Annotated in this window: 19 protein-coding genes, 1 tRNA gene and 2 pseudogenes; 10 read left to right on the top strand and 12 right to left on the bottom strand. The window is 61.9% G+C overall.

Annotated elements, in window-relative coordinates:
- Positions 1 to 19: 19 nt before the first annotated feature.
- Positions 20 to 319, bottom strand: coding sequence for an Asp-tRNA(Asn)/Glu-tRNA(Gln) amidotransferase subunit GatC (gatC, locus tag SJQ66_RS15765; protein ID WP_024903448.1), 300 nt, complete (start codon positions 317 to 319; stop codon positions 20 to 22).
- Between the two features lie 562 nt (positions 320 to 881).
- Here gatC and SJQ66_RS15760 point away from each other — a divergent pair.
- The 5 genes from SJQ66_RS15760 to rodA all read left to right on the top strand — a co-directional run bounded on the left by SJQ66_RS15760 (position 882) and on the right by rodA (position 7,026).
- A complete protein-coding gene (locus SJQ66_RS15760; RefSeq protein ID WP_024903450.1) occupies positions 882 to 1,925 on the top strand; it encodes a rod shape-determining protein in 1,044 nt (347 codons plus the stop codon).
- Positions 1,926 to 2,000: 75 nt separating this feature from the next.
- The gene (mreC, locus tag SJQ66_RS15755; protein ID WP_024903451.1) at positions 2,001 to 3,134 is read left to right on the top strand and encodes a rod shape-determining protein MreC; all 1,134 of its coding nucleotides are present in this window, start codon (positions 2,001 to 2,003) and stop codon (positions 3,132 to 3,134) included.
- On the top strand, positions 3,131 to 3,643 hold the full coding sequence (gene mreD / locus SJQ66_RS15750) for a rod shape-determining protein MreD (RefSeq protein ID WP_024903452.1): 513 nt from the start codon (positions 3,131 to 3,133) through the stop codon (positions 3,641 to 3,643). Before mreC ends, mreD begins: the two co-directional genes overlap by 4 nt.
- A gap of 12 nt (positions 3,644 to 3,655) precedes the next feature.
- Positions 3,656 to 5,827 carry a penicillin-binding protein 2 gene (gene mrdA, locus SJQ66_RS15745; RefSeq protein ID WP_024903453.1) on the top strand — a complete coding sequence of 724 codons (2,172 nt, stop codon included), beginning with the start codon at positions 3,656 to 3,658 and terminating at the stop codon, positions 5,825 to 5,827.
- Between the two features lie 50 nt (positions 5,828 to 5,877).
- The gene (gene rodA / locus SJQ66_RS15740; RefSeq protein ID WP_024903454.1) at positions 5,878 to 7,026 is read left to right on the top strand and encodes a rod shape-determining protein RodA; all 1,149 of its coding nucleotides are present in this window, start codon (positions 5,878 to 5,880) and stop codon (positions 7,024 to 7,026) included.
- 97 nt (positions 7,027 to 7,123) lie between these two features.
- On the opposite strand, the gene SJQ66_RS15735 is transcribed toward rodA, so the two are convergent.
- The 6 genes and pseudogenes from SJQ66_RS15735 to SJQ66_RS29725 all read right to left on the bottom strand — a co-directional run.
- Complete coding sequence (locus SJQ66_RS15735) at positions 7,124 to 7,627, bottom strand: DUF3005 domain-containing protein (protein ID WP_320534991.1); 504 nt, start codon at positions 7,625 to 7,627, stop codon at positions 7,124 to 7,126.
- A complete protein-coding gene (locus tag SJQ66_RS15730) occupies positions 7,627 to 7,896 on the bottom strand; it encodes a hypothetical protein (RefSeq protein WP_024903456.1) in 270 nt (89 codons plus the stop codon). Before SJQ66_RS15730 ends, SJQ66_RS15735 begins: the two co-directional genes overlap by 1 nt.
- A gap of 183 nt (positions 7,897 to 8,079) precedes the next feature.
- The gene (gene queD / locus SJQ66_RS15725; RefSeq protein WP_024903457.1) at positions 8,080 to 8,535 is read right to left on the bottom strand and encodes a 6-carboxytetrahydropterin synthase QueD; all 456 of its coding nucleotides are present in this window, start codon (positions 8,533 to 8,535) and stop codon (positions 8,080 to 8,082) included.
- Positions 8,536 to 8,571: 36 nt separating this feature from the next.
- The gene (gene queE / locus SJQ66_RS15720) at positions 8,572 to 9,204 is read right to left on the bottom strand and encodes a 7-carboxy-7-deazaguanine synthase (RefSeq protein WP_024903458.1); all 633 of its coding nucleotides are present in this window, start codon (positions 9,202 to 9,204) and stop codon (positions 8,572 to 8,574) included.
- Positions 9,205 to 9,762, bottom strand: a pseudogene (locus tag SJQ66_RS29730) (7-cyano-7-deazaguanine synthase); the annotation flags it as partial.
- Between the two features lie 150 nt (positions 9,763 to 9,912).
- Positions 9,913 to 10,125, bottom strand: a pseudogene (locus SJQ66_RS29725) (7-cyano-7-deazaguanine synthase); the annotation flags it as partial.
- A 342-nt stretch (positions 10,126 to 10,467) separates the two neighbouring features.
- Here SJQ66_RS29725 and surE point away from each other — a divergent pair.
- From surE to SJQ66_RS15690, 5 genes are all read left to right on the top strand, one after another.
- Entirely contained in the window at positions 10,468 to 11,352 is an 885-nt protein-coding gene (gene surE / locus SJQ66_RS15710) for a 5'/3'-nucleotidase SurE (RefSeq protein WP_407691538.1), read from the top strand.
- A gap of 8 nt (positions 11,353 to 11,360) precedes the next feature.
- A complete protein-coding gene (gene argE, locus SJQ66_RS15705; protein ID WP_024903461.1) occupies positions 11,361 to 12,629 on the top strand; it encodes an acetylornithine deacetylase in 1,269 nt (422 codons plus the stop codon).
- A 140-nt stretch (positions 12,630 to 12,769) separates the two neighbouring features.
- Entirely contained in the window at positions 12,770 to 13,288 is a 519-nt protein-coding gene (locus tag SJQ66_RS15700) for a DUF4123 domain-containing protein (RefSeq protein ID WP_024903462.1), read from the top strand.
- Positions 13,281 to 14,405 (top strand): glycosyltransferase family 32 protein, encoded by a 1,125-nt coding sequence (locus SJQ66_RS15695; RefSeq protein ID WP_024903463.1) that lies wholly within the window; start codon positions 13,281 to 13,283, stop codon positions 14,403 to 14,405. The genes SJQ66_RS15700 and SJQ66_RS15695 overlap by 8 nt, the downstream gene beginning before the upstream one ends.
- A gap of 87 nt (positions 14,406 to 14,492) precedes the next feature.
- A complete protein-coding gene (locus SJQ66_RS15690; protein ID WP_024903464.1) occupies positions 14,493 to 17,024 on the top strand; it encodes a PAS domain S-box protein in 2,532 nt (843 codons plus the stop codon).
- A gap of 160 nt (positions 17,025 to 17,184) precedes the next feature.
- Here SJQ66_RS15690 and SJQ66_RS15685 read toward each other — a convergent pair.
- From SJQ66_RS15685 to rsmB, 5 genes are all read right to left on the bottom strand, one after another.
- A tRNA-Phe gene (locus SJQ66_RS15685) sits at positions 17,185 to 17,260 on the bottom strand.
- A 119-nt stretch (positions 17,261 to 17,379) separates the two neighbouring features.
- A complete protein-coding gene (locus tag SJQ66_RS15680) occupies positions 17,380 to 18,195 on the bottom strand; it encodes a response regulator (protein ID WP_320534990.1) in 816 nt (271 codons plus the stop codon).
- On the bottom strand, positions 18,196 to 20,820 hold the full coding sequence (locus tag SJQ66_RS15675) for a sensor histidine kinase (protein WP_320534989.1): 2,625 nt from the start codon (positions 20,818 to 20,820) through the stop codon (positions 18,196 to 18,198).
- A complete protein-coding gene (locus SJQ66_RS15670; RefSeq protein ID WP_036009765.1) occupies positions 20,810 to 21,382 on the bottom strand; it encodes a DUF4390 domain-containing protein in 573 nt (190 codons plus the stop codon). The genes SJQ66_RS15675 and SJQ66_RS15670 overlap by 11 nt, the downstream gene beginning before the upstream one ends.
- A gap of 143 nt (positions 21,383 to 21,525) precedes the next feature.
- Positions 21,526 to 23,031: a 16S rRNA (cytosine(967)-C(5))-methyltransferase RsmB gene (gene rsmB, locus SJQ66_RS15665; protein WP_024903468.1), complete on the bottom strand. Its 1,506-nt coding sequence runs from the start codon at positions 23,029 to 23,031 to the stop codon at positions 21,526 to 21,528.
- Positions 23,032 to 23,199: the final 168 nt, after the last annotated feature.

Below are 23,199 nucleotides of genomic sequence, written 5' to 3'. Positions count from 1 at the left end.
GTTCACGCGGCGCAATCGCTTATTCGATCACGCGCGGCACCAGGTAGAGGCCTTCCTCGGTCCGCGGCGCCGAACGCTGATTGGCTTCGCGATCGATCGTTTCAGCGGCGGCGTCGTCCCGCAGTCGCAACGCCACATCCTGGATCGCTTCGATCGGATGGGCAAGCGGCGCCACGCCGGAGGTATCCACCGCCTGCATCTGCTCGACCAGCGCGAAGAATTCATTCAACTGCGTCACCATCCGCTCGCGCGCATCGGGGGCCAGTTCGAGCCGCGCAAGGTGCTCGATCCGTTGTACATCGGTCAGGGTCAGGGACATTGGCTAGGGGCGATTGCAAAAAAACGGAAAAAGGACGGAAAAGGCGCAGATACGCGGCTTGCCGCGTAGCGAGGCAGTCGCGTCAACGTGCGGAATCCGCAAGAATCGCTGCAGGGCGCATACCGCGGCACACGCGGCCAAGCCGCGGTGCAGCGGGTATGTCGCCGTACCGTTTGGGTTAGCGCGCGATTTTCGCATGGTCGAACGAAAATCCGCGCTAAAACAACGCGCTGAAACAGCACGCCGTCACGTTTGGTAACACCGTTTTTGGTGCTGGCACCCGTGAATTATAAGGTATCATTACGCCTCGACCCAATCTGGGTTGATCGTCCGCCGTCGCGCTGCCCGTACCTTGACCTTCGTGATACACATGCGCGTGCATGTAGCGTGGCAAAGCAACGCCGCGGCCGACCAACTGCAAATTCCTCCAGGCAGCTTCGTGTGCGGAAATTTGTGTGTCGCCTCGTGGTTTCGCGGTTGGAACCCGGCGGCCGCACGCGAGGCTGTTATTTTTTCGCTGCCCCGGCTGACCGCCGCGTGGCGCTGAGCGACAGGATCCTGAATGTTCGGTTTTTTTCGCAGCTACTTTTCCAATGACCTCGCCATCGATCTGGGCACGGCCAATACGCTGATCTACATGCGCGGCAAGGGCATCGTCCTCGATGAGCCTTCCGTGGTCGCCATTCGCACCGAAGGCGGTCCGAACGGCAAGAAGACGATCCAGGCAGTAGGCAAGGAAGCCAAGCAGATGCTTGGCAAGGTGCCGGGTAACATCGAGGCCATCCGCCCGATGAAAGACGGCGTGATCGCCGATTTCACGGTCACCGAGCAGATGATCAAGCAGTTCATCAAGATGGCGCATCAGTCGCGGATGCTGCGACCGTCGCCGGCGATGATCGTCTGTGTGCCGTGCGGCTCCACGCAGGTGGAACGTCGTGCCATCAAGGAAGCGGCGCATGGCGCCGGCGCCTCCCAGGTCTATCTGATCGAAGAGCCCATGGCGGCCGCGATCGGCGCGGGCCTGCCGGTGTCGGAGGCCACGGGATCGATGGTCGTCGATATCGGCGGCGGCACGACCGAAGTCGGCGTGATCTCACTGGGCGGGATCGTCTACAAGGGTTCGGTGCGCGTGGGTGGCGACAAGTTCGATGAAGCCATCGTCAACTACATTCGCCGCAACTACGGCATGCTGATTGGCGAACAGACGGCGGAAGCGATCAAGAAGGAAATCGGCTCGGCGTTCCCCGGTTCCGAAGTCAAGGAAATGGAAGTCAAGGGGCGTAACTTGTCGGAGGGTATCCCCCGCAGCTTCACGATTTCAAGCAATGAAATCCTGGAAGCATTGACGGACCCGCTGAACCAGATCGTGTCGTCGGTGAAGATCGCGCTAGAACAAACGCCGCCGGAACTGGGCGCCGATATCGCCGAGCGTGGCATGATGCTGACGGGTGGCGGTGCGCTGCTGCGCGACCTGGATCGCCTGTTGGCGGAGGAAACCGGTCTGCCGGTCCTCGTCGCGGAGGACCCGTTGACGTGCGTGGTGCGCGGTTCCGGCATGGCGCTTGAGCGTGTGGACAAGGTTCGCAGCATTTTTTCCTACGAATAACGCCTCTCGGCGGCGCGGCGCTGCCCGCCAGGGTAGCGTAGCCCTTTCGTATTTTTCTAGGCTGGGACGCCGTTCATGGATCACAGTCCACCGCCGCTCTTCAGGCAAGGTCCTTCCGCGCTGGTCCGCCTGATCGTCTGCATGTCGCTGGCGATCGGCCTGCTGGTGACCGATGCGCATTTCCATACGCTGACGCTGTTCCGGCAGGTCATCGTGACCGCGCTCTACCCGCTGCAACGCGCCGCGCTGGCACCACGCGACCTGATCGCGGATGTGTTTTCCTTCGCCGTCTCGAATGAGACACTGCGCGCGCAGGTGTCGCAATTGCAGGCGCGCAACCTGCAATTGGGTCTGGAAGCATCGCGTGCCGCCGAGATGCAGGTGGAAAACAGCCACCTTCGCAGCTTGCTGCAATTGACGCAACGCGCGCCGATCACGCCGATTCCGGCGGAAATCCAGTACGACACCCGCGACCCGTTCTCACAGAAAGTCATCATCGACCACGGCCTGCAAGCCGGCGTGGAAAATGGTGCGCCGGTCATTACCGAAGATGGCCTGATGGGACAGATCACTCGTGTCTTCCCACTGCAATCGGAAGTGACGCTGCTGACCGATCGCGATCAAGCGGTGCCGGTGCAGATCGTGCGTACCGGCGTGCGCAGCGTCGTCTATGGCAGCGCGGACACCGGCATGCTTGACATGCGTTTCGTGCCATCGGGCGCCGATGTGAAACCGGGCGACGAACTGGTGACCAGTGGACTCGATGGGCTGTATCCGCCTGGCTTGCCCGTAGCGCGGATCGTTCGCGTCGACAAACAGTCGGATTCCGCGTTCGCGAAGGTCTGGGCGTCACCCATCGCGAAGATCCGCGGCGTGCGGCAGTTGTTGGTCCTGCATTATCGCGAGGCGCTTCCTCCCAATCCGGTGGAAGAGGAAAAAGCCGAACAGGCGAAGAATGGGAAAGGCGCGAAGAAGAGCAAGTCGGCCAGCGCCACGAAAGCGGGCGCGACTGAGAGTGCCTCGGCGCCTGACGCGGCCAGCGCCGCCAGCACGGCGGAAGTGACGCCGGCCGAGGCCACCGCCGCGGCATTGGCGGCGTCCGGGCGGCCTGCGGCGCCGGCAATGGAAGCCTCGGCTCCAGCGGCGGCAGCGGCACGCCATGGCGCGATAAAGGATGCGGCCCCCGGCACGACGAACCATAAACGATGAATCCTCCGCAATACATCCTGCAGCCAGTTCGCCCCTGGTTCATCGTTATGAGTCTGGTGGTGTCGCTGTTCCTGGACATGCTGCCATGGGGACGCCTGCCGGGCGTGCCCGATTTCCTCGCGCTGACACTGCTCTACTGGAATATTCGCGCACCCCGGCGGGTCGGCATCGGCTCGGCCTTTCTGCTTGGCCTTCTGGTGGATGTCAACAACACCGGCCTCGTGGGCGAACATGCATTGGCCTATACGGTGATGTCCTACACGGCGATCACGCTGCATCGGCGCATCCTGGCCTATCCGCTGTGGTCGCAGACCTTTTATATCCTGCCGCTGCTGCTGGGTGTCGAACTGCTGCCGTTCATTGCCCATTGGGTGATGACCGGCGAGCTGCCCGCCTGGGGGTACTTGAGCAACGGCCTGGTGGGCGCGCTGATCTGGCCGATCGTGAGCATCCTGTTGATCGCACCGCAAAAGCGGGCGGTCGATCCGGACGACACCCGGCCGATCTGACGGAATAGCGGGATGACCGACTTTCATAACGCCGAAACCGAAGCCCGACGTTTCCGCTTGCGCATCTTCGCCGCGGCGGCCTTCGTGCTGATCTGTTTCGGCCTGCTCGCCAGCCGCTTCTTTTACCTGCAGGTCATGCGCTATCCGCATTACGCCTTGCAGGCACGGGAAAACCGTATCTCGGTTGCGCCCATCGTGCCTAACCGTGGCATCATCACGGACCGTAACGGCGTCATCCTGGCGCGCAATTACTCCGCCTACACGCTGGAAATCACGCCATCGAAGCTGGATCGGCCGCTGCCCGAGGTCATTGACGAACTCGCTGCCTTCGAACCGATCGATGCACGGGCGCGGAGACGCTTCCGTAAATTGCAGGAAGACTCGAAGAATTTCGAGAGTTTACCGATCCTGACTCGGCTCAGCGATGACGACGTCGCGCGCTTCGTGGCGCAGCGCTATCGCTTTCCCGGCGTCGAGGTGCGCGCGCGGCTGTTCCGGCAATATCCACTCGGGCCCACCGCCGCGCATGTAATCGGGTATATCGGCCGCATTTCGCAGCGCGATCAGGAACGGATCGAACAGCGCAGCGAGGAGAATGACAACGACCCCGATCACTACGATCCGCGGCTTGATGCGAACAACTATCGCGGCACCGACTACATCGGCAAGATCGGTGTCGAGCAAAGCTACGAAACCCAGTTGCATGGGACGACCGGTTTCGAGGAAGTGGAAGTCACAGCAGGCGGCCGCCCCGTGCGCACGCTGTCGCGTTCGCCGGCAAAGCCCGGTGACAATCTGGTGCTGTCACTCGATATCGGCCTGCAGCAGGTGGCCGAACAGGCCTTCGCCGGCCGGCGTGGTGCACTGGTGGCCATCGAACCCAAAACCGGCGACATCCTGGCGTTCGTCTCCGCACCGAGTTTTGATCCGAACCTGTTCGTCGATGGCATCGATCAGCAGAATTGGGACGAACTGAACAATTCGCCGGACCATCCCTTGCTCGACCGGCCGTTGCGCGGGACCTACCCGCCGGGCTCCACGTATAAGCCGTTCATGGCGCTGGCCGCGCTGGCCTTGCACAAGCGCACGCCGGACTGGGGGTTCCAGGACCCCGGCTTTTACATGCTGGGCGGCCACAAGTTCCGCAACGACGTGATTACCGGCCAGGGCTGGGTCAATATGTATCGCGCGCTGGTGGTATCGAACGATACGTACTTCTTCATGCTCGCGCATGACCTGGGCGTCAACGCGATCGCCGACTTCATGCGACCGTGGGGCTTCGGCCAGAAGACAGGTATCGATATTCAAGGCGAGGCCACTGGCGTGCTGCCCTCCACCGACTGGAAGATGAAAGCCTACCGAAAGCCAGCGCAGCAACGTTGGTACGACGGTGAAACGGTCAGCCTGGGCATTGGCCAGGGCTATAACTCGTTCACGATCCTGCAGCTCGCCCATGCCATCTCGACTCTGGCGAACGACGGCGTGGTGATGAAACCCCACCTCGTGAAAGAGATCGAGGACCCCATCACGCATCAGGTCACGCTGACGGTGCCCAAGCCGAGCTACAAGATCAACCTGCCGCAATCCGACTTTGATATCGTCAAACGCGCGCTACAGGGCGTGGTCACTGAAGGGACGGCGAAGGCGGTATTCGTGGGCGCGCCGTACACCGTGGCGGCAAAGACCGGTACCGCGCAAGTATTCACGGTCGCGCAGGATTCGAAGTACAAGGCGCATATGGTCCCGGAACGGCTACGGGACCACGCATTGTTCGTGGCGTACGCGCCTGCCAAGGATCCGCAGATCGCGCTGGCGCTGATCGTCGAGAACGGTGGCTGGGGTGCGCAAACGGCGGGACCGGTGGCGCGCAAGGTGCTGGACTACTATATGGTGGACCGCTTCAAGCCGGGTGCCGAGGCGGCCGCTGTTGTCGCCGCGGCATCCGCGACCGTCGGCGGGACCACCCCTGTCATCGGCGGACAGGAAGAGTCGCCGGCAGCCGCGGCGTTGCCGGCCTCGCTCGCCGCGGCTTCGCCCGCCTTCAACCTGGATGCCGCATCGGATGCCGCGGCGCTATCAGCCGCCTCCGCTGCGGGTGAGCACGACGTGGATCGACCGCAGAAAGAGCCACCACCCGCCCCGCCGAAGCCGGCGGAACAAAAACCCGAAGGCGTTGCCGACTAAGCACCATTCCGGCGAGGCCCATCGCTTCGCCCATCGAGAGGATTTCGCGCATGTCTCCCGAAGTTCGTGCCTGGTTCGACCGCGGTTGGCGGTCCCTGATGGCCTTCGACAAGCCGCTGGCACTGTTCGTGTTCCTACTGGTATGCACCGGTCTGATCACCCTCTATAGCGCCAGTATCGACATGCCGTCGCGTGTCACCGACCAGGTCCGCAATGTCCTGCTGACCTTTATCCTGATGTGGGCGATTGCGCACGTACCGCCCCAGACACTGATGCGTTTCGCGGTACCGCTGTATACGTTCGGGGTCGCCTTATTGGTCGCCGTGGCCCTGTTCGGACTAACCCGCAAAGGGGCAAAACGCTGGTTGAACGTGGGCGTGGTGATTCAGCCTTCGGAGTTGATGAAGATCGGCATGCCATTGATGCTGGCCTGGTACTACCAATTGCGTGAGGGGGCCATCCGATGGTGGGATCACGGCGTCGCGCTGTTATTGCTGGCGCTACCGGTCGGCCTGATTGCGAAACAGCCCGATCTGGGTACGGCGATGCTGGTCTTTGCAGCCGGCCTGTTTGTCATCTACTTTGCAGGACTGAGCTGGAAGCTGATTTTGCCCGTGATGCTGGTCGGGGTCGTTGCCATCGGCGCAGTACTGATCAACGAGGATCGTATCTGCCAGCCCGGTGTGAATTGGCCGATGATGCATGACTACCAGAAACATCGTGTCTGTACGCTGCTTGATCCGACGTCCGATCCGCTTGGCAGGGGTTTCCACACAATCCAGGCCGTGATCGCCATCGGCTCGGGCGGTCCTCGCGGGGAAGGCTGGCTAAAGGGTACGCAGGCGCATCTGGAGTTCATCCCAGAAAAACACACGGACTTCATTTTCGCCGTGTATTCGGAAGAATTTGGCCTGGTTGGTGGTCTGCTGCTGTTGGCGATGTACACCCTGCTGATCGTCCGAAGCCTGATTGTCGCCTCGCGTGGCGCGACAATGTTCGGACGATTGCTGGCCGGGGCGCTGTCGTTGACGTTCTTTACCTATGCCTTCGTCAATATCGGGATGGTAAGCGGCATCTTGCCGGTTGTCGGCGTGCCGCTGCCATTCATGAGTTATGGCGGGACGGCGCTGGTCACGCTGGGCGTTGCGGTCGGCATGGTGATGAGCGTAGCCAATCAGCGCAAGAACATCCGGCGCTAGACGGGCACCAAGCGACGCGGACGGAAACGCACGCCGCCCAGACCTAGCGCAATTGTGCGCGGCTGCGGGTCCGGCAGGCCGCAACAGATGCCACCCGTCACGGCTCCGAGCGGGGCGACTTCACGTCCGTGTCCGGCTCGAACTTGATGTTGTGACCCACGCGCGTATGGTTTTGCGGGATATGTTCGAGACGCTTCCTCGCGCCTTCCGTTGCATCGGTATCGGAGTCATCACCGGCTGTTTCGTACAACCCTGACGCTTCGACGAACCCAACGTCCACCACATGGCTACCAGGCGCCGCGAGCACGCCAGCAGACGCGCCATCCGGACGACTATCGATCCCCGCTAATCCTGTTGGCGGGGTCCGCACCGCGTTTTGCAACGTCGCGTTGCTCACCACTTCGTTATCATGCTGGCGGTCCAGGCCGCCGCCCGTTCCCGACGCCGCGTCAGCGGCCTGGCGGCGTGCGTCGCGATTCTTGCCATCCGCGTCGACAGTGCTGTCGCTGCCGACATCATTGTCCAGGTCGACACCGCGTGGCACGACGTCCTCCGGCAGCTCGGACGGCACGCTCTTGGAGTATGAATGCGTCGTGCCCATTACGCGCTCCGTCCAGCCTTTTTCTCGTCCTGATGGCGCGGCTTGCCGGTTTCCTCACCATCGGTGCCGATCTTGGTCACGCCACCCGTGGCCGGGGCGTCGCTTGCCGGGAACGTCTCCTCCAAGTCCTTATCCAGGCGGTGATCTGTACTCAGATTGTCGCGATCCGGGTTTTCATGCTTGTTCGGGTCGATTTCGTCTTTCTTCAAGGCCGCGGCTATATTGCGGGCGTGATCCTGCTTCGTCGATTGCGTCGTCGCGTAGGTCATTATTGCCTCCATGTGTGGGCCTGCTTAAACAAGCACGCCGCGTGCCCGGCATGGAAGGAATCGATCACCCCGCCAAATAGAATACGCTCGTCGAACCGCGCCCGGCCTGGGACTGTCCATGGACCACTATCTGAACCACATGATCAACTGACGGGGCAATGCGTCAGGGAAGCCGTCTGGCGATCAACCCTCCAGCTTCGGTCCGGCGTCAGCCCAGCAATTCGGCGTTTCATAGAGACGCACGCGGATCAGGCGCAGTGCCCGCCCGTAATGTCCATCGTAGACCGGTGCCAATGTTTCATAGGCCCACTGCGCCAGGTTTTCGACCGTCGGAATACGATCGATGACCACCGTCTTATGACCGGGCAGCGTCTCGAGGAACCGCATCACTGCCTCGTCGCCTTGGTAGACGAGAAAAGCGTGGTCCCAGCGGTCCACCAGATGCGCGTTGGCCAATGACTTGACGTCGGCGAAATCCATGACCATCCCGCATTCCGGAGACCCGCTTTCCTCGACGACCTCGCCTTCCAGCGTCAGTTCGAGGACGTAGCGATGGCCATGCAGATTACGGCACTGGCTGCGATGATCCGGAATCCGATGACCGGCATCAAATTCCAAACGGCGTGTAATTCGTATCACAATGGGTATCCGTCGATTCGCCGCGCCAGCATGCGCTCAGGCGATATTCAAGTATTTGTGCGTTTGCATCGACAGCCACCAGCGCGGATGTCGCTTGCACCAGTCGATTGCCAGACGCGTATTCATGTCACGTGATGGCCCGTCCATCGGCTGGACCAGAAAATAGGTGAAATCCAGCGCCAGGTATTGCGCCAACACCTGGTTCGGCTGGGGCACCACCACTTTCAGCTCATCGCCGCGCGTAACGACCAGGGTCGATCCCATCTTCGGGCTGACACAGACCCAATCTATCCCGTCAGGCACCGGAATCGTGCCGTTGGTCTCGATGGCGATCGTAAAACCGGCCTGATGCAATGCATCGATCAATGCGGCATCCAATTGCAACAGCGGTTCGCCGCCGGTGCATACGATAAAGCGCTGCCCCTCTCCCTCGGGCCACAGCCCGGCAACGACGGCGACCAGATCGGCAGGCGTGCGGTATTTGCCCCCATTTTCGCCATCGGTTCCGACGAAATCCGTATCACAGAACTGGCAGACCGCCTCCGCGCGATCCGCTTCGCGGCCCGTCCAGAGATTGCAGCCGGAAAAACGGCAGAACACCGCCGGACGACCGGCATTCGCCCCTTCGCCCTGCAAGGTATGGAAAACTTCCTTGACCGAGTACGTCATTTAATGGCCCTGACCGTCCTGTCGTGAAACGGCGCGCTCGGCCTGGTAGGCCGCATAACCGTTTGCGCGCAACTGGCACGCGGGGCAGTTGCCGCACCCATAGCCCCACGGATGAAAATGCGTCCGGTCCCCCACATAGCAGGTGTGCGTATGATCCCGCACCAGCTCGACCAGCGGCGTGCCGCCCATCTGCTCGGCAAGGGCCCACGTGGCGGCTTTGTCGAGCCACATCAGCGGCGTCTGCAGCACCATGCGGCGATCCATGCCCAGGTTCAACGCGATCTGCAGTGCCTTCAGCGTATCGTCGCGGCAGTCGGGGTAGCCGGAGTAGTCGGTCTCGCACATGCCGCCCACCAGCACCCGCAGACCGCGCCGGTAGGCGATCGTGGCCGCCACGGTCAAGAACAGCAGGTTGCGTCCTGGCACGAAGGTATTCGGCAAGCCGTCATCCCGGGCCTCGATCGCGATGTCCCGCGTCATCGCGGTGTCGCTGATCTGACCGAGCATCGACAAGTCGATCATATGGTCAACGCCCAGGCGCCCGGTCCAGCCGTCAAACGCCCTCATGGCGACCGGGGCGACGGATGCCGCCGCGTTGGATCCAGTCATGCTGTTCAAGCCGGACGCGCTGGCGGTATCGAGCCCGCCACCGGCGGTCGTCGTTGCCGCATCCGCTTTCGCCGCCCCTTCCACATCGCCGGCGGTCGTTTCACGCACGCCGGCGGCCAGCAATTGGGCCCGGAAGGCGCTGCGACAAGTCAGTTCGATCTTATGGCGTTGGCCGTAGTCGAAACCAATCGTCTCCACGCGGGCAAAGCGCTGCAATGCCCAGGCCAGGCAGGTTGCCGAATCCTGACCACCGGAAAACAGCACCAGCGCCCCCTCGTTTGCGAGGCCATCGGTTCCCCGAACGGGGCGCAAGGCCACGTCGGACGAATCGGACCGGCGCGGGGCGGGAGCAGTGTCAGTCTTCGGCATGGGTATCGATTTTATTTGGCGGTCCGGCCCACGGTCCACCATGGCGGAAGGGCTGGCAATGTCGTCGCGATCGGTGGACGAATTGCAGGACGTTCGAGAGGAATGGCACGCGAGGCCAGCCTGTAATTATAGGGAAATCCCGGCTGATTTCAAATGTTTAGCGTCGTAAGACGGACTGAGGGGCACACCACTGCGGTAAAATGTCGACATCATCCCAGTGCTTCGGGCCTGCCGTTCATGCTCGCATTGCCGCGCTGGCCACCGTTTTCCGATAAGGCTCGCCCCATGCCCGACACGTTTCAGCCGCTTGACGTCCCCCGCGATTTCGTTACATCACGCACCCAGCAGCTCCTGTCCTCGGCACCTCGCCTGAAATGCGTCCTGTTGACGAACGATGACGGCATCGATGCCCCTGGCTTGGCGGTCATGACTGATATCGCGGCGCAGATCGCCGATGAGGTCTGGGTGGTTGCCCCGGAAACGGATCAGAGCGGCACCTCGCACTCGGTCAGTCTGCATGCGCCGTTGCGGGCCATCCCGCGCGGCGAGCGGCGCTTTGGCGTGACGGGCACGCCAGGAGACTGCGTGGTGATGGCACAGGCGCTGATGGGCGGCGTGAAACCGGATCTGGTGTTGTCGGGAGTAAACCGCGGCGGCAACCTTGGTGTGGAGACGGTGTTTTCCGGCACCGTGGGCGCGGCAATGACGGCGACGCTACTGGGTCTGCGCGCCTTTGCAATGAGCCAGACGTATCGGCAACCGAATCCGCTGAGTTGGGACACGGCACGCACCTTGGGCGCCGATGTCGTCCGACAGTTGCTGGCATTGCCGTGGCAGCCTGGCGTGTGCCTGAATGTGAACTTCCCGGCCGTGCGTCCCGAGCAGACGAAAGGCATCCGCCTGACCCGCCAGGGCGCCGGACTGGTGCGCGGCATGGAAGTAGAGGTGAAGGAGGACCCACGCCTCGTCCCTTATTATTGGCTGCGCTTCCGCCGCAACGGCGAGGACGCGCTGCCCGATAGCGAAACCGCCTCGGTACACGAGGGGTATGTATCGGTCACGCCTTTGCGTTTCGAGCGCACCGATACCGATGCACTCGACCAATTGCGTCTCGCGTTTGCCGAATCACAAACGCCCGGCAAGCCCCATCCCGCTTCCACACCATCGTGAGCCAGGCCATGCATTCCTCCCTCGACAGTACGTCCACGACCATCGATGCCGCGCATGCACCCGTGGCATCGCACGCCCCGGCGATACAAGCACGCACCGCCGAGATTGTCGCCACGGCAAAACGCATCCTGCGTGACCTCGTCGCGTTTCCCACCATCAGCCGCCAGCCGAATCTCCCGCTGATCACGTATATCCGCGACTACCTGGAAAGCCAGGGCATCACCAGCCGCCTCGTGGCGCATGCCGACGGCACCCGCGCGAATTTATACGCGACAATCGGACCAACCGACCGCGGCGGCATCTGCCTTTCGGGTCACGCCGATGTGGTGCCGGTCACCGGCCAGCCCTGGACGAGCGACCCGTTCACGCTGATCGAACGCGATGGCCTGCTCGTCGGACGGGGCGCTGCCGACATGAAAGGGTATATCGCTTGCGTGCTGGCATGCGTGCCGTTCTTCAAGGACACGATCAACGCGATTCCGCTGCATATCGCAGTCAGCTATGACGAGGAGATCGGGTGCGTCGGTATTCGCGACCTGTTGGCGGAATTGGCCGTCGATGCGGCAAAACCGATCGGTTGCATCATCGGTGAGCCCACCGGCATGCGTGTTGCGATGGCGCACAAGGGCAAACACAGCTATCGCTGCGGCGTACGCGGTCTGGCCGGACATTCGTCGCAACCCGAGACCGGCGTCAACGCCATCGAATACGCAGCGGAACTGGTCAGTCATCTACGCGGCATTGGCGCCGGCATCCGGCGTGACGGGCCGTTCAACGACGCATTCGCCCCATCCTACACAACGATCCAGACCGGCACGATCCGCGGCGGCGTAGCTGTCAATGTCGTACCCGACCAATGCGATTTCGATTTTGAGATCCGCTACTTGCCCGAGGACAGTGCCGATACCCATGTCGCCAAGCTGAAGGCATTCGCTTTGAAGCAATTACTGGCCGACATGCAGGCCACCTATAACGGGGCCGATATCGCCTTCACGCAGTTGTCCGCCTACCCTGGCTTGCGTAACGACAACGATGCGCCGGCGCGCCAGTTGAAGTCCTTGTGCTCGCATGCGCTCGGCTTCGCGGCGCTCGCCGATCACACCGTTGCGTTCGGCACCGAAGGCGGTTTGTATCAGGAGATCGGCGTGCCGACACTGATCTGCGGACCGGGCTCGATCGACCAGGCGCACAAGGCCGACGAGTTTGTCGCCATCTCGCAAATGGAAGCCTGCTGCGTGTTCCTGCAACGTCTCGCCAACGGACTGGCGCGGGACTAAGGGATCATGGGCCGTATCCATCCCCCCTTTAAAGTCTTCCCCAAGGCGGCGTGAGCAAGGCTGCGTTATCTCACTATGCTACATTGGATTAATTGTGGATCTCGCCGGGACGTCGCCTTGCCCGCTCAGGAAAACGAACCATGCTAGACGCGATCAATCAGCGCCTTTTCGCTCTGTACTCCCGCGACCCAAGGACTTTCCGGCTCTATGCGCTGGTCGCCGGCGCGAGCGTGCAGGAAGTCACGGGCAGCGTGCCGGTGCACGATGCAGGTAGCGTGGCGTTGTTCGATCAGACAGTTGACACGGCAATTGCCGATGCCGGACCCTGGCTGCTGAAAATCGATCAGGCATCGGCGCCGAATATCGCGCTGCTGCAAAAACTCGGTGAAACCGCGATCGGCCTGGTCTGGCTGATCAGTGCACGCGAATTCGCCGACCTGAAAGAAGACCTGACATCACGTCTCGACGTCGCGCTGCCTGATGGTTCCATTTCCTTACTGCGGTATTACGATCCCACCTGCCTGCTGGACCTGGCGCAATCGTTGCAGCCGAATCAACGCGCGGAATTCTTCGCGCCGGCGCATGAGTGGCTTGTCTATCGTGACGGCAGCCTGACTGTGGTGCACGCGGTGGAGACGCCGCCGTCGGACCATGGCTAACGTGCGCGGCGCGCCTCGGGCGACAACGACATGCGCGACGGATACCCGCGCCCCGCTTACCGTACCGTTGCTGCTGTGGTCATCGGAACACGACGACAGCCCCCCGCGAGACACGGCCCCCATTCCCCCGCTGTTCTGGACCTATTGGCATGACGCGTCGTTGCCGCTCGTGGTCCAGGCGTGCTTGCGAAGTTGGCGTCATCACCATCCCGATAAGCGCATCACCATACTGCATCCGGATACATTGCCGGACGAACTGCCTGCATTACCGGAGGGATTTCGCCACTGGCCGCCGCAGGTACAGTCCGACTGGGTGCGGCTCGCCGTGTTGGCAACGCATGGCGGCGTATGGCTGGATGCCAGCACGTTGATGCACGCGCCTCTCCATTTCATCGATACGCTTGCCGCGCGGCATCGACCAGACCTGATCGGTTATTTCAATCGCGAACGCACACAGGATGCGGCGTTTCCGATGCTGGAGAACTGGTTTCTGGCAGCCCCTGCGAATAGCGCTTTCGTGCGCCGATGGTGGGCCATGTTCGACGGTGCGCTGCATCGCGACGGTACCGCCGATATGGCGTCACTCTCCAATGGCACGGGGTTGCCGACGTTGCTCCAGGGCTTCAGTCACGCACCGGCGTACTTTACGTGCCACGCCGCCGCCCAACGAGTGATGCGAGACGGCATCGCAGAGGGTAACACCGACCGATTTGGCCGGCATGACGGCGCGACGGCGGCGGAAAACCAGGCCGCTTGCCTGTTTCGCACGCACCACTCGGACCACGGGCGCGGGATCGCCTCCACCGACGCAGCGGTCCTGCCCTATCGCTTGGCGTTGATGCCGGCGGAACTCGACGCTTTTTACGAGACGCATTCGCGCGGCTGGGAGCCGGACCGCGTCTGTTCGTGGCTTTGCGATGCGCCGGGAGGTCCGGCGGCGGCGATATGCATGGCACCGGACGCACCGGACCGTGCGCCGGTGGCTCTCTTCGCGGCGCGATGGTCGACCAGCGCGCGGCTGACAAAACTGATCGGCTTGCTGTGGCGCCCATTGGAGGCGCGTTTGCAACGAGGCGACGTCCACCCGGCATCGATCATCGGATGCCTGCTGCCTTGACCAGCGTGGGCCATACGTTTCCCAGTACACTAGGATAGGTGGCGCTTTTCGTCGTTCGCGCGCTGTACCCATTACCTATTCTAATAAATGACAGACGCATTCGATATTGAGACGGCACGCCTCGCCGGGCAGCGCGACACGCCGGACACACGGACCGAGACATCCGGGGACCGCGCGTTGGTGAGCGCCGCGGCGGAACGCGCACGTCATCGCGCGATCGTCGACAGTGCCAGCGACTACGCGATTATCGTGACCGATCTTTCCGGCGCCATCACGGATTGGAGTGCCGGTGCGACGTCCGTTTTCGGATGGACCAGCGCCGAGATGATCGGCAAGCCGCTTGCGATGATCTTCACGAAAGAGGATCGCGCGGCAGGCACGCCTGAACGAGAAATGCGTGCGGCCCTTGCCCAGGACAGCGGCAAGGACGAGCGCTGGCACGAGCGGCGTGGCGGTACGCGCTTCTGGGCGAGCGGCGAGATTTCGCCGCTACGTGATGACACCGGGCAGCATCACGGTTACGTCAAGGTGCTGCGTGACCGAACGACCGAACATACCGCCACGCAAGCGCTCGATCTCGCGGAGGCGCGTTATCGGGCCTTGTTCGACTCGATTGACGAAGGCTTCTGCATCATCGAATTCTTCGATGGACCGCATGGCCCACTGAGCGACTACCGGCACGTGCAGGCGAACTCAGGCTATGAAAGGCACACCGGCATTGCCAATGTGCTGGGCAAGACGCTACGCGAAATCGACCCGGTCGACGCCGATCAATGGCTTGCACTTTATGGCGGCGTCCTGCGTACCGGCACGCCGATCCGCTTCGAGCGATATTTCAAGACAGCGGGACGACATATCGAAGTCTCGGCGGTCCGGGTGGAACCGGAAAGCGACAAGCAGGTGTCGGTGCTATTTCGCGATATCACCGCACGCAAGCAAAGCGAAGCGGCGCTGCGGGCAAGTGAGGCCATTGCACGGGAAAACATCGAGCGCGTGCAATTGGCGCTGTCGGCCGGCGCGATCATTGGCACCTGGTTATGGGATTTGCCGAACGACCGCTTCACCGTGGACCAGGCATTTGCCGAGGCCTGCGGTCTGGATCCGGCGCTCGGCCGTAGCGGCCTGAGGCGTGCGCAGATCGTCGCATCCGTACACCCCGATGACCAGACCGGCCTTGCCGACGCCATCAATTCGGCCATCCGACGCGGCGGCCCTTATGCCCATCAGTACCGTGTACGGCGTCGCGATGGAAAGTATCACTGGATCGAGGCGAACGGGCGCGTGGATCACGGGCCGGATGGCACGCCGTTGAGTTTTCCGGGCGTGTTGCTGGACGTCGGGCAACGGCGTGCGGTGGAAGAAGAGCGCGATCGGGCGTCGGCATCGCTTCGTGCGCTGAACGAAACGCTTGAACAACGCGTGGCGGAGCGCACCGCGGAACTGATGCGGGCAGAGGAACAACTTCGCCAGTCGCAGAAGATGGAAGCGGTCGGGCATCTGACCGGCGGACTTGCGCACGACTTCAACAATCTACTAGCGGGCATCTCGGGCTCATTGCAGATGCTCTCGATACGATTAAGCCAGGGCCGCCTCGCGGATGTCGACAAATACGTGGTCGCGGCGCAAGGTGCGGTCCGCCGCGCCGCGGCGTTGACGCATCGTCTTCTGGCCTTCTCGCGCAGACAGACGCTCGATCCACGGCCCACCGACGTCAACGCGCTGGTCAATGGCATGACCGACCTGATCCAACGTACCGTGGGTCCCGGCATCATTGTCGAGGCGGTGGGCGCCACGGCATTGTGGCCGGCGCTGGTGGACGCCGGGCAGTTGGAAAATGCGTTGCTGAACCTCTGCATCAATGCGCGAGACGCCATGCCGGAAGGTGGCCGCATCACCGTGGAGACCGCCAACAAATGGCTCGACCGCAATGCCGCGCAGACGCATGACATGCCGGAGGGTCAGTACCTGTCCCTGTGCGTGACCGATACCGGCACCGGCATGACGCCCGATGTGATGGCGAAGGCCTTCGATCCGTTCTTCACCACCAAGCCGATCGGCCAGGGTACCGGCCTCGGCTTGTCGATGATCTACGGCTTTGCGAAGCAGTCCGGAGGACAGGTCCGGATTTATTCGGAAGTAGGGCAAGGCACGACCGTCTGCATCTATCTGCCACGCTTTTATGGCGATGTGCTTGATGAGACGGTGACGCCCACGACGGAGCCGATCGAAACGGCCGAGGCGGGAGAAACCGTGTTGATCGTCGACGATGAACCAAGCGTTCGCATGCTGATCACCGATGTGCTCGACGACCTCGGCTATACGGTTATCGAAGCCGCGGACAGTGCGGCGGGTCTGAAGATCTTGCAGTCGAACGTCCGTATCGATCTGCTGGTCAGCGATGTCGGCCTGCCTGGTGGCATGAATGGCCGGCAGATGGCCGACGCGGGGCGTCAATCGCGTCCTGATCTGCAGGTATTGTTCATCACCGGTTATGCGGAGAACTCGGTGATTGGCAATGGTCACCTGGAGCCCGGCATGCAAGTGATGACCAAGCCGTTCACGGTCGAAGCACTCATGGCGCGGATTCGGGAAATGGTGGCGGCGGGAACGAAGTCTTGAGGTGGCGCAGCGACGGCTGCTGCCATCGACATCGACATCGACATCGACATCGACATCGACATCGACATCGACATCGACGCCCTGCTGAAAACAAAAAAGGCGACCTTTTCGGGTCGCCTTTTTTACCATCCGCCCTTCGAAAAGAGCATCAGAAATTTCGTGGTGGCCTGGGACGGAATCGAACCATCGACACGCGGATTTTCAATCCGCTGCTCTACCAACTGAGCTACCGGGCCACGAGAGAAAAGAGTATATGCGCAATACCCGTAACCGTCAAGTAATTCCATGCAAAATGCCGTCCGGATTGCCTATGCGGCGCTTGTCGCGGCATAGGCAATCCTGCGTGCTCCGCGCATCACTCCTGACCGCCGCCCTTGTTCCGTGACAGGTCCACGCCCAAGTGCCGCATCTTCCGGTACAAGTGTGTTCGCTCCAGACCGGTCTTTTCGGCGACGCGCGTCATGCTGCCGTTCTCACGAGCCAGGTGATATTCGAAATAGGCCCGTTCAAACGCGTCGCGCGCCTCCCGTAACGGGATATCGAACGTCATGGCCGCGAGCCGAGTCTGCTGTGGCGTCAGCGGCTCGCCCTGCAACAGAGGCGTCCCGCTCGAGGTGCCACCCAAGCCCGGTGTCTGCCCGGATGCACCGGACGCCAACGCATGCCCCGAGCCAGTCGTTCCGTTGCCGACCAGCGATGCAGAAGCGGGCGCGGGCGATGCCGACGCGTATGCAGGCGACGCTGGTGCAAAGGACGGCACCGTCGTCGGGGCTGCCGTAGGCGAAGCGGGCGCGGGAGTCGGCGCGGCACCCCGCGCAAGCCCCTGTTCCACCGCCTTCAGCAGCTTCTGCAATGCAATCGGCTTCTCGAGGAAGTTCAGCGCACCGATCTTCGTCGCCTCCACGGCCGTATCAATCGTCGCGTGACCGGACATCATGATGACCGGCATGGTCAATTGCCCTTGCGCCGCCCATTCCTTCAGCAACGTCACGCCATCCGTATCGGGCATCCAGATGTCCAGCAGCACCAAGTCCGGCGTCGATTTTTGCCGATACAAACGTGCTTGCTGAGCATTCTCGGCCTGGTCTACTGCATGACCTTCGTCGCCAAGAATTTCCGAGAGCAATTCCCGGATACCCATTTCGTCATCCACTACCAGAATGGTTGCCATTTACCCTACCCTTGTATGCGCAATTGCTTTCGCCTGCGATGCATGCCCATCCTCACTGCCATGCTGCCTGGGTTCAGACGCCGCGTCGTCCAATTGCAGGAACAGGATCGACACCTGCGCCCCAGCCACGCCTTCTTGCCCCATGCGGCCACGATTTCGAATATCGATACGGCCACCATGCTCATCGACGATCTTCTTGACCATCGCCAATCCAAGACCCGTGCCTTTTGCCTTCGTTGTCACGTAGGGCTCGAAGGCACGCGTCAGGATACGCGCAGGGAAACCGGGACCGTTGTCCGATACGGCAAGACGGACGGCCATTCTGCGGTTGCCATGCTCATCCGCGTCTCCATATTCTACCGGGCGCGTCTCAATTGTGACTTGCGGCCGTGGGGCATCCGCCACCGCGTCCTGAGCATTCTGCAATAGATTATGAATCACTTGCCGAAGCTGCGTTGCGTCGCCTTTAATTGCAGGTAACTGCTCCAGCGAAACCGTGATGGCGCCTTTGCCATCATCAACGCCATAGAGCGTCATGACTTCGGCTACGAGATCGTTCAATTGAAGCGGTTGCAACACAGCCGGTGGGGTACGTGCGTATTCGCGGAAGTCATCGACCATGCGCTTCATCGCAGCCACTTGATTGACGATTGTCGTGGCACCTCGCTTCAAAACGTCCGCATCCGTCTGATCCAATTTGGGCGACAGCTTCATCTGCAAACGCTCGGCTGACAGTTGAATGGGCGTCAACGGATTCTTGATCTCATGTGCAAGACGCCGCGCGACCTCACCCCATGCCACGGAACGCTGTGCCGAAATCACGTCCGAAATATCGTCGAACACCACCACATAGCCGGCGGTCGCGGCGTTACCCAACGCGCTCAACAGACGCGTACCACGTACCAGCAGCGTCAACGGCTCGGTTTCCCCGGCCACCGGAATGGCGAATTGCTGCTGCCAGTGGCCAACGGGACCACGCGGGTCCAATCCCACACGCGGACGATCCTCTGCCGCCATCGACACCGCGACTGCCGCGGCGGCCTGGGCGAGGTGATCACCGCCAAGCTGGCCGCCGTCCGCATCCAATTCCGCCGTGGCGGTATGGCCATCTATCTCGACGCCGTCGCGGTTATCGCCGTATTTGTCCTTGCGGCTGCCATCGTGATTGCCATCATTGCCGGTCTCGCGCTCCATCGCCACGCGATCCGCCGCCTCACGATCAGCAAACGCCTTGCGTACCATCACGCCGAAGTCTGCCAGACCTTCGATCTCAAACAGCGTCTTGCCCAGTTGCTCCTGGAAGGGTTTGCGGAAAATACGATCCGCGCCTGGGTTGGCGGTCGTCAGACGGAACTGCCAATCAAACACGAATACGCCGGCCGTGAGGTTCGCCAGGATGCTTTCCAGATAGGCTTTGGACTCCTCCAGCGCGAGACGATTCGCCTCGACCGCCCCCTGCGCTTCCGACAACTGGCGTGTCATTGCATTGAACATCTGTGTCAGAAAGCCCAGCTCGTCGTTGGACTTGATCTCATGCTTCGGTGTGTAGTCGCCGCGCGCCACTTCCTCTGTACCCCGCGCCAGCAGGAACAAGGGGCGCGCCAACTGATTGCCGAGCACGAGCGCCAACATGATGCCGATAAAGGTGGCAAGGAACAGCGCCAGCGTCAGCGTGCCGATATACATTTTGCGCAAGCCGGTACGGCCCAACGACTTTTCCTGATATTCCCGATACGCTCGTTGGACCGCTTCTGCATTACGTGCCAAGGTAGGCGAAACCGGCTGGATCAGTTGCAGATATCGGTCGTCCCCCTGCGTCTGGCGCTGATAATACGGGATGCGCATCAACACGCGCATCCGCAGCACGCCCTTTTCACTGGCCGCATCGATGTCGCCTTCGGTGGCCGCGTAAACCTTGCCGCTGCTCACCACCGCCAGCATTTGCTGGTTCGGTAATTCATCAATGCGCGGCGGCTGGATCGTCTGGTTCGCCTCGGCCAAGATCCGCAGCGCGGGTTGCTGCACATAATGCAGGGACAGGGGCTGCGTCGACATCGGCGTGGACATCGGCACCGCGCGTGAGATGACCTGCGCCTGCTGAATATTGAATTGATCCCGCAGGCGTAGCAGCGTCAACGTCGTGTTCGACTCGCCGGCAGCCGCCAACTGGTCCGCCATCGTGCGACCCTTTGCCTGCAGATCGCTCAGCGAGTTGTCCAGCATGCCGCGCCCCAGCGCCAGTCCCGAATCGAGCGCGGTCTCTACATTGACGTCAAACCAGGACTCGATACTGCGCGACGCGAATTGCAATGACACAAGGTAGATGATGCCACCTGGCAGGACACCCACCAGTGCAAAAAAGATCGCGATTTTGGCCAGCAGGCGGGTACCGAATTTCCCCTGCCGCAAGCGTACGGCAATCAGGCACACCAGCGCCACCGTCACCACCAGGAAGACGAAGGCGACCGCGACGTTTGCCGTGTAGAGCCACGAATAGTATCGATCGAAGAATTCGGTGTTCGCGCTCGCGAGTGCCAGTAGCACGAGCAGCAGCGTAGCGGTCAACGCAACCGTCGTGACCAGCACCCGAACCAGCAGAGTCCGCAGATCGACGCTACTTTTCATGATCGGCCGTACTGAAATCAAAGCGGGACCAATCCGAAGACAAGGTCCAGTCGCTATTGTTGACCGCATCGATCTGGAACGGCTTTGGCATCTGCGAGATATCCAGCTCCATTCGGACTGCCGCGACGTAGTGCTCGCCCGGTGCCACATCGTGCTTGTCGATCACCTTCCAGGCCACCACGTGCTTGATCACCGCCAACGCCTGTTCAAGCGTTGGTAGCGATAGATACAAGCTGTCACCGGTGGTTGAAACACGATATTCGCGCGTCAACGGTTGAAAGGACAGACGTACCGTCTGTGAGGCCGTAACCGCCTGATCGTCGAACCAATACCATCGCGGACGTGTCAACGTGAACTCGGTGCGGAAATACAGCGGAATCCCCTTGCTGACCGCATCCGTCAAACTATTGTTCAACGTGAAATCGAAACGTGCGTCCAGGTTCCAGCCGCCCGCCGCATCAGCCTGCAATGAGGCCCGTTGGACCGCGATCGTACCGGCATGCGCCGAGGCGGGCGTCATGACACCAACGCCCAGCGACACGAAGCAGAATGCAAACATCATCGCTGGTACGGCACGCGTGAGCCATTTGCGCCGTGCATGCGACGGCGCCACGGCGCGGATCGGCGCGGGCAGCGGCACGGCAAGCAGTGCTGCGAAGGCGCGCCGAGCGCACCGCGCTTGACGAAGGAGAACGCGGAAAAAAGTCACCGTTTTCGAAAACGCGCGTAGAAAAAACCGTCATGATCCGCGTCGGACCCGGATGCCGCGACAACCGGCGTCAATTGCCCTGGGGCATCCAATCGTACCGCATCTTGGCGGCCCCCTTCAAACCAACGCGCCTGTTCCTCGCCTTCTTCCGGAAATATCGAGCATGTGACGTAGAGCAATTCGCCGCCCGACGCCACAGTCTGCCACAAGGCGTTAAGAATACGTCGCTGCGTCTGCACCAATACGCCAATGTCAGCCGGGCGGCGAAGCCAGCGGATGTCCGGGTGTCGGCGTACGATCCCCGAAGCTGAGCAGGGTACATCGGCCAGAACGCGGTCGAACGAACGACCATCCCACCAATCCTCAAGGCGGGCGGCATCGCCAATGCGGATGTCAGCGTGCATGCCCAGCCGCTGCAAGTTCTCAGTGATCCGTGGCACGCGGCCCGCATCGCTCTCCAGTGCCACAAGCTCGATATCGGCCAGCTCCAGCAGATGGCCCGTCTTGCCGCCCGGTGCCGCACAGGCATCGAGAACGCGCATGCCGTCACGCACATCCAACAACAATGCGGCGCGCTGTGCGCCCGCGTCCTGCACCGACACGGCACCCTGCGAGAATCCTGGCAGCCGATTCACCGGCACGGCACGCGAAAGCCTTACACCCGAGGGCGCCGCGGGGTACGCGACTATGCCGGCTTCACTCAGCGTGACCAAGTACGCGTCCGGACTGGATTGGCGCGTGTTGACACGCAAGGTCATCGGCGCGGGTTTATTGCCCGCTTCCAGGATGGCTTGCCATTGCGTCGGCCAAGCGCGCCGCACCGCGTCGATCCACCATTCCGGATAGCTCCAACGCGCAACGCGCTGCTGCGCCACACGCTGGCGCAGAACGGGGGCTTCTCGCAAAAAAGTCCGCAACACGGCATTGACCATACCGCGTGCAAAGCGCGTATCTTCCGCCGCCGCCGCGGCAGTGACCGCCTGATCGACCACGGTATGGGCAGCGTACGGCGCCGCTCGCCCGAACGGCGCGGCGGTCTGCGCCCGCGGCGTCTCGAGAGAGGCGAATGACGATGACTCGGATGTAGCAAGCACGGTGGATGCCGCGTCACGTTCATCGGTTGTGGCATGGACGGGAGCGACTGATTGGTCACCGGCCACGGCTATGGACGCATCGTCCGCCGCGACAAGTAACGTCAACGCACACGCCAGTAAGTCCCGCACCGGCGGCGCGGGGGGCTTTGCGACCATTTCGGCGATCAGCGCATCGGTCAAGCCCAATGCGCGAATGGCGCGATAGGCGATATCTTGCGACGCACCGCGCCAATCGCTGGACGCATGATCCGCCGATACACTAGCGTGCGCCGTCATTGCGGCACGGGCCTGGAAGGCCGTCTGCAAGGCAGATGGCAGTGACGCGCCTTGACGAACAGCACCAACGGCGCTGGCCGCGACATCGAGTGCAAACGCCAAGGAATCCACCGGCAAACCTTCCGCATGCATTTGCCGTGCGACTGGAGGCGTCGATAAGGGCGCGCGCGAGGGAACGTCACCGTGCGTCGCACCGGATGCACCTTTATGCCTGGCAGGGCCTGCGGGCCCTTTCCCGCCAGGCTTAGGCGAGCGGACACCCGCGCCGCGATCTGCATTAGCACGACGATTGGATGGCCG

This window comes from Robbsia andropogonis (assembly GCF_034047095.1).
In the GTDB taxonomy this organism is placed as follows: Bacteria; Pseudomonadota; Gammaproteobacteria; order Burkholderiales; family Burkholderiaceae; genus Robbsia; species Robbsia andropogonis.
Note: the sequence above shows the minus strand (reverse complement) of the source record. Positions and strands in the feature narration are given on the sequence as shown.

Excerpts from the sequence above, each read along its gene's own strand:
- SJQ66_RS15695 (WP_024903463.1), top strand. The coding sequence starts at position 13,281 with ATGGCTAACGTGCGCGGCGCGCCTCGGGCGACAACGACATGCGCGACG.
- SJQ66_RS15675 (WP_320534989.1), bottom strand. The coding sequence starts at position 20,820 with ATGAAAAGTAGCGTCGATCTGCGGACTCTGCTGGTTCGGGTGCTGGTC.
- mrdA (WP_024903453.1), top strand. The coding sequence starts at position 3,656 with ATGACCGACTTTCATAACGCCGAAACCGAAGCCCGACGTTTCCGCTTG.
- SJQ66_RS15690 (WP_024903464.1), top strand. The coding sequence starts at position 14,493 with ATGACAGACGCATTCGATATTGAGACGGCACGCCTCGCCGGGCAGCGC.
- mreC (WP_024903451.1), top strand. The coding sequence starts at position 2,001 with ATGGATCACAGTCCACCGCCGCTCTTCAGGCAAGGTCCTTCCGCGCTG.
- rodA (WP_024903454.1), top strand. The coding sequence starts at position 5,878 with ATGTCTCCCGAAGTTCGTGCCTGGTTCGACCGCGGTTGGCGGTCCCTG.
- SJQ66_RS15735 (WP_320534991.1), bottom strand. The coding sequence starts at position 7,627 with ATGGGCACGACGCATTCATACTCCAAGAGCGTGCCGTCCGAGCTGCCG.
- SJQ66_RS15760 (WP_024903450.1), top strand. The coding sequence starts at position 882 with ATGTTCGGTTTTTTTCGCAGCTACTTTTCCAATGACCTCGCCATCGAT.
- SJQ66_RS15680 (WP_320534990.1), bottom strand. The coding sequence starts at position 18,195 with ATGGCAACCATTCTGGTAGTGGATGACGAAATGGGTATCCGGGAATTG.
- rsmB (WP_024903468.1), bottom strand. The coding sequence starts at position 23,031 with ATGCATGCGGAAGGTTTGCCGGTGGATTCCTTGGCGTTTGCACTCGAT.
- surE (WP_407691538.1), top strand. The coding sequence starts at position 10,468 with ATGCCCGACACGTTTCAGCCGCTTGACGTCCCCCGCGATTTCGTTACA.
- queE (WP_024903458.1), bottom strand. The coding sequence starts at position 9,204 with ATGACGTACTCGGTCAAGGAAGTTTTCCATACCTTGCAGGGCGAAGGG.
- argE (WP_024903461.1), top strand. The coding sequence starts at position 11,361 with ATGCATTCCTCCCTCGACAGTACGTCCACGACCATCGATGCCGCGCAT.
- gatC (WP_024903448.1), bottom strand. The coding sequence starts at position 319 with ATGTCCCTGACCCTGACCGATGTACAACGGATCGAGCACCTTGCGCGG.
- SJQ66_RS15700 (WP_024903462.1), top strand. The coding sequence starts at position 12,770 with ATGCTAGACGCGATCAATCAGCGCCTTTTCGCTCTGTACTCCCGCGAC.
- SJQ66_RS15730 (WP_024903456.1), bottom strand. The coding sequence starts at position 7,896 with ATGACCTACGCGACGACGCAATCGACGAAGCAGGATCACGCCCGCAAT.
- mreD (WP_024903452.1), top strand. The coding sequence starts at position 3,131 with ATGAATCCTCCGCAATACATCCTGCAGCCAGTTCGCCCCTGGTTCATC.
- SJQ66_RS15670 (WP_036009765.1), bottom strand. The coding sequence starts at position 21,382 with ATGATGTTTGCATTCTGCTTCGTGTCGCTGGGCGTTGGTGTCATGACG.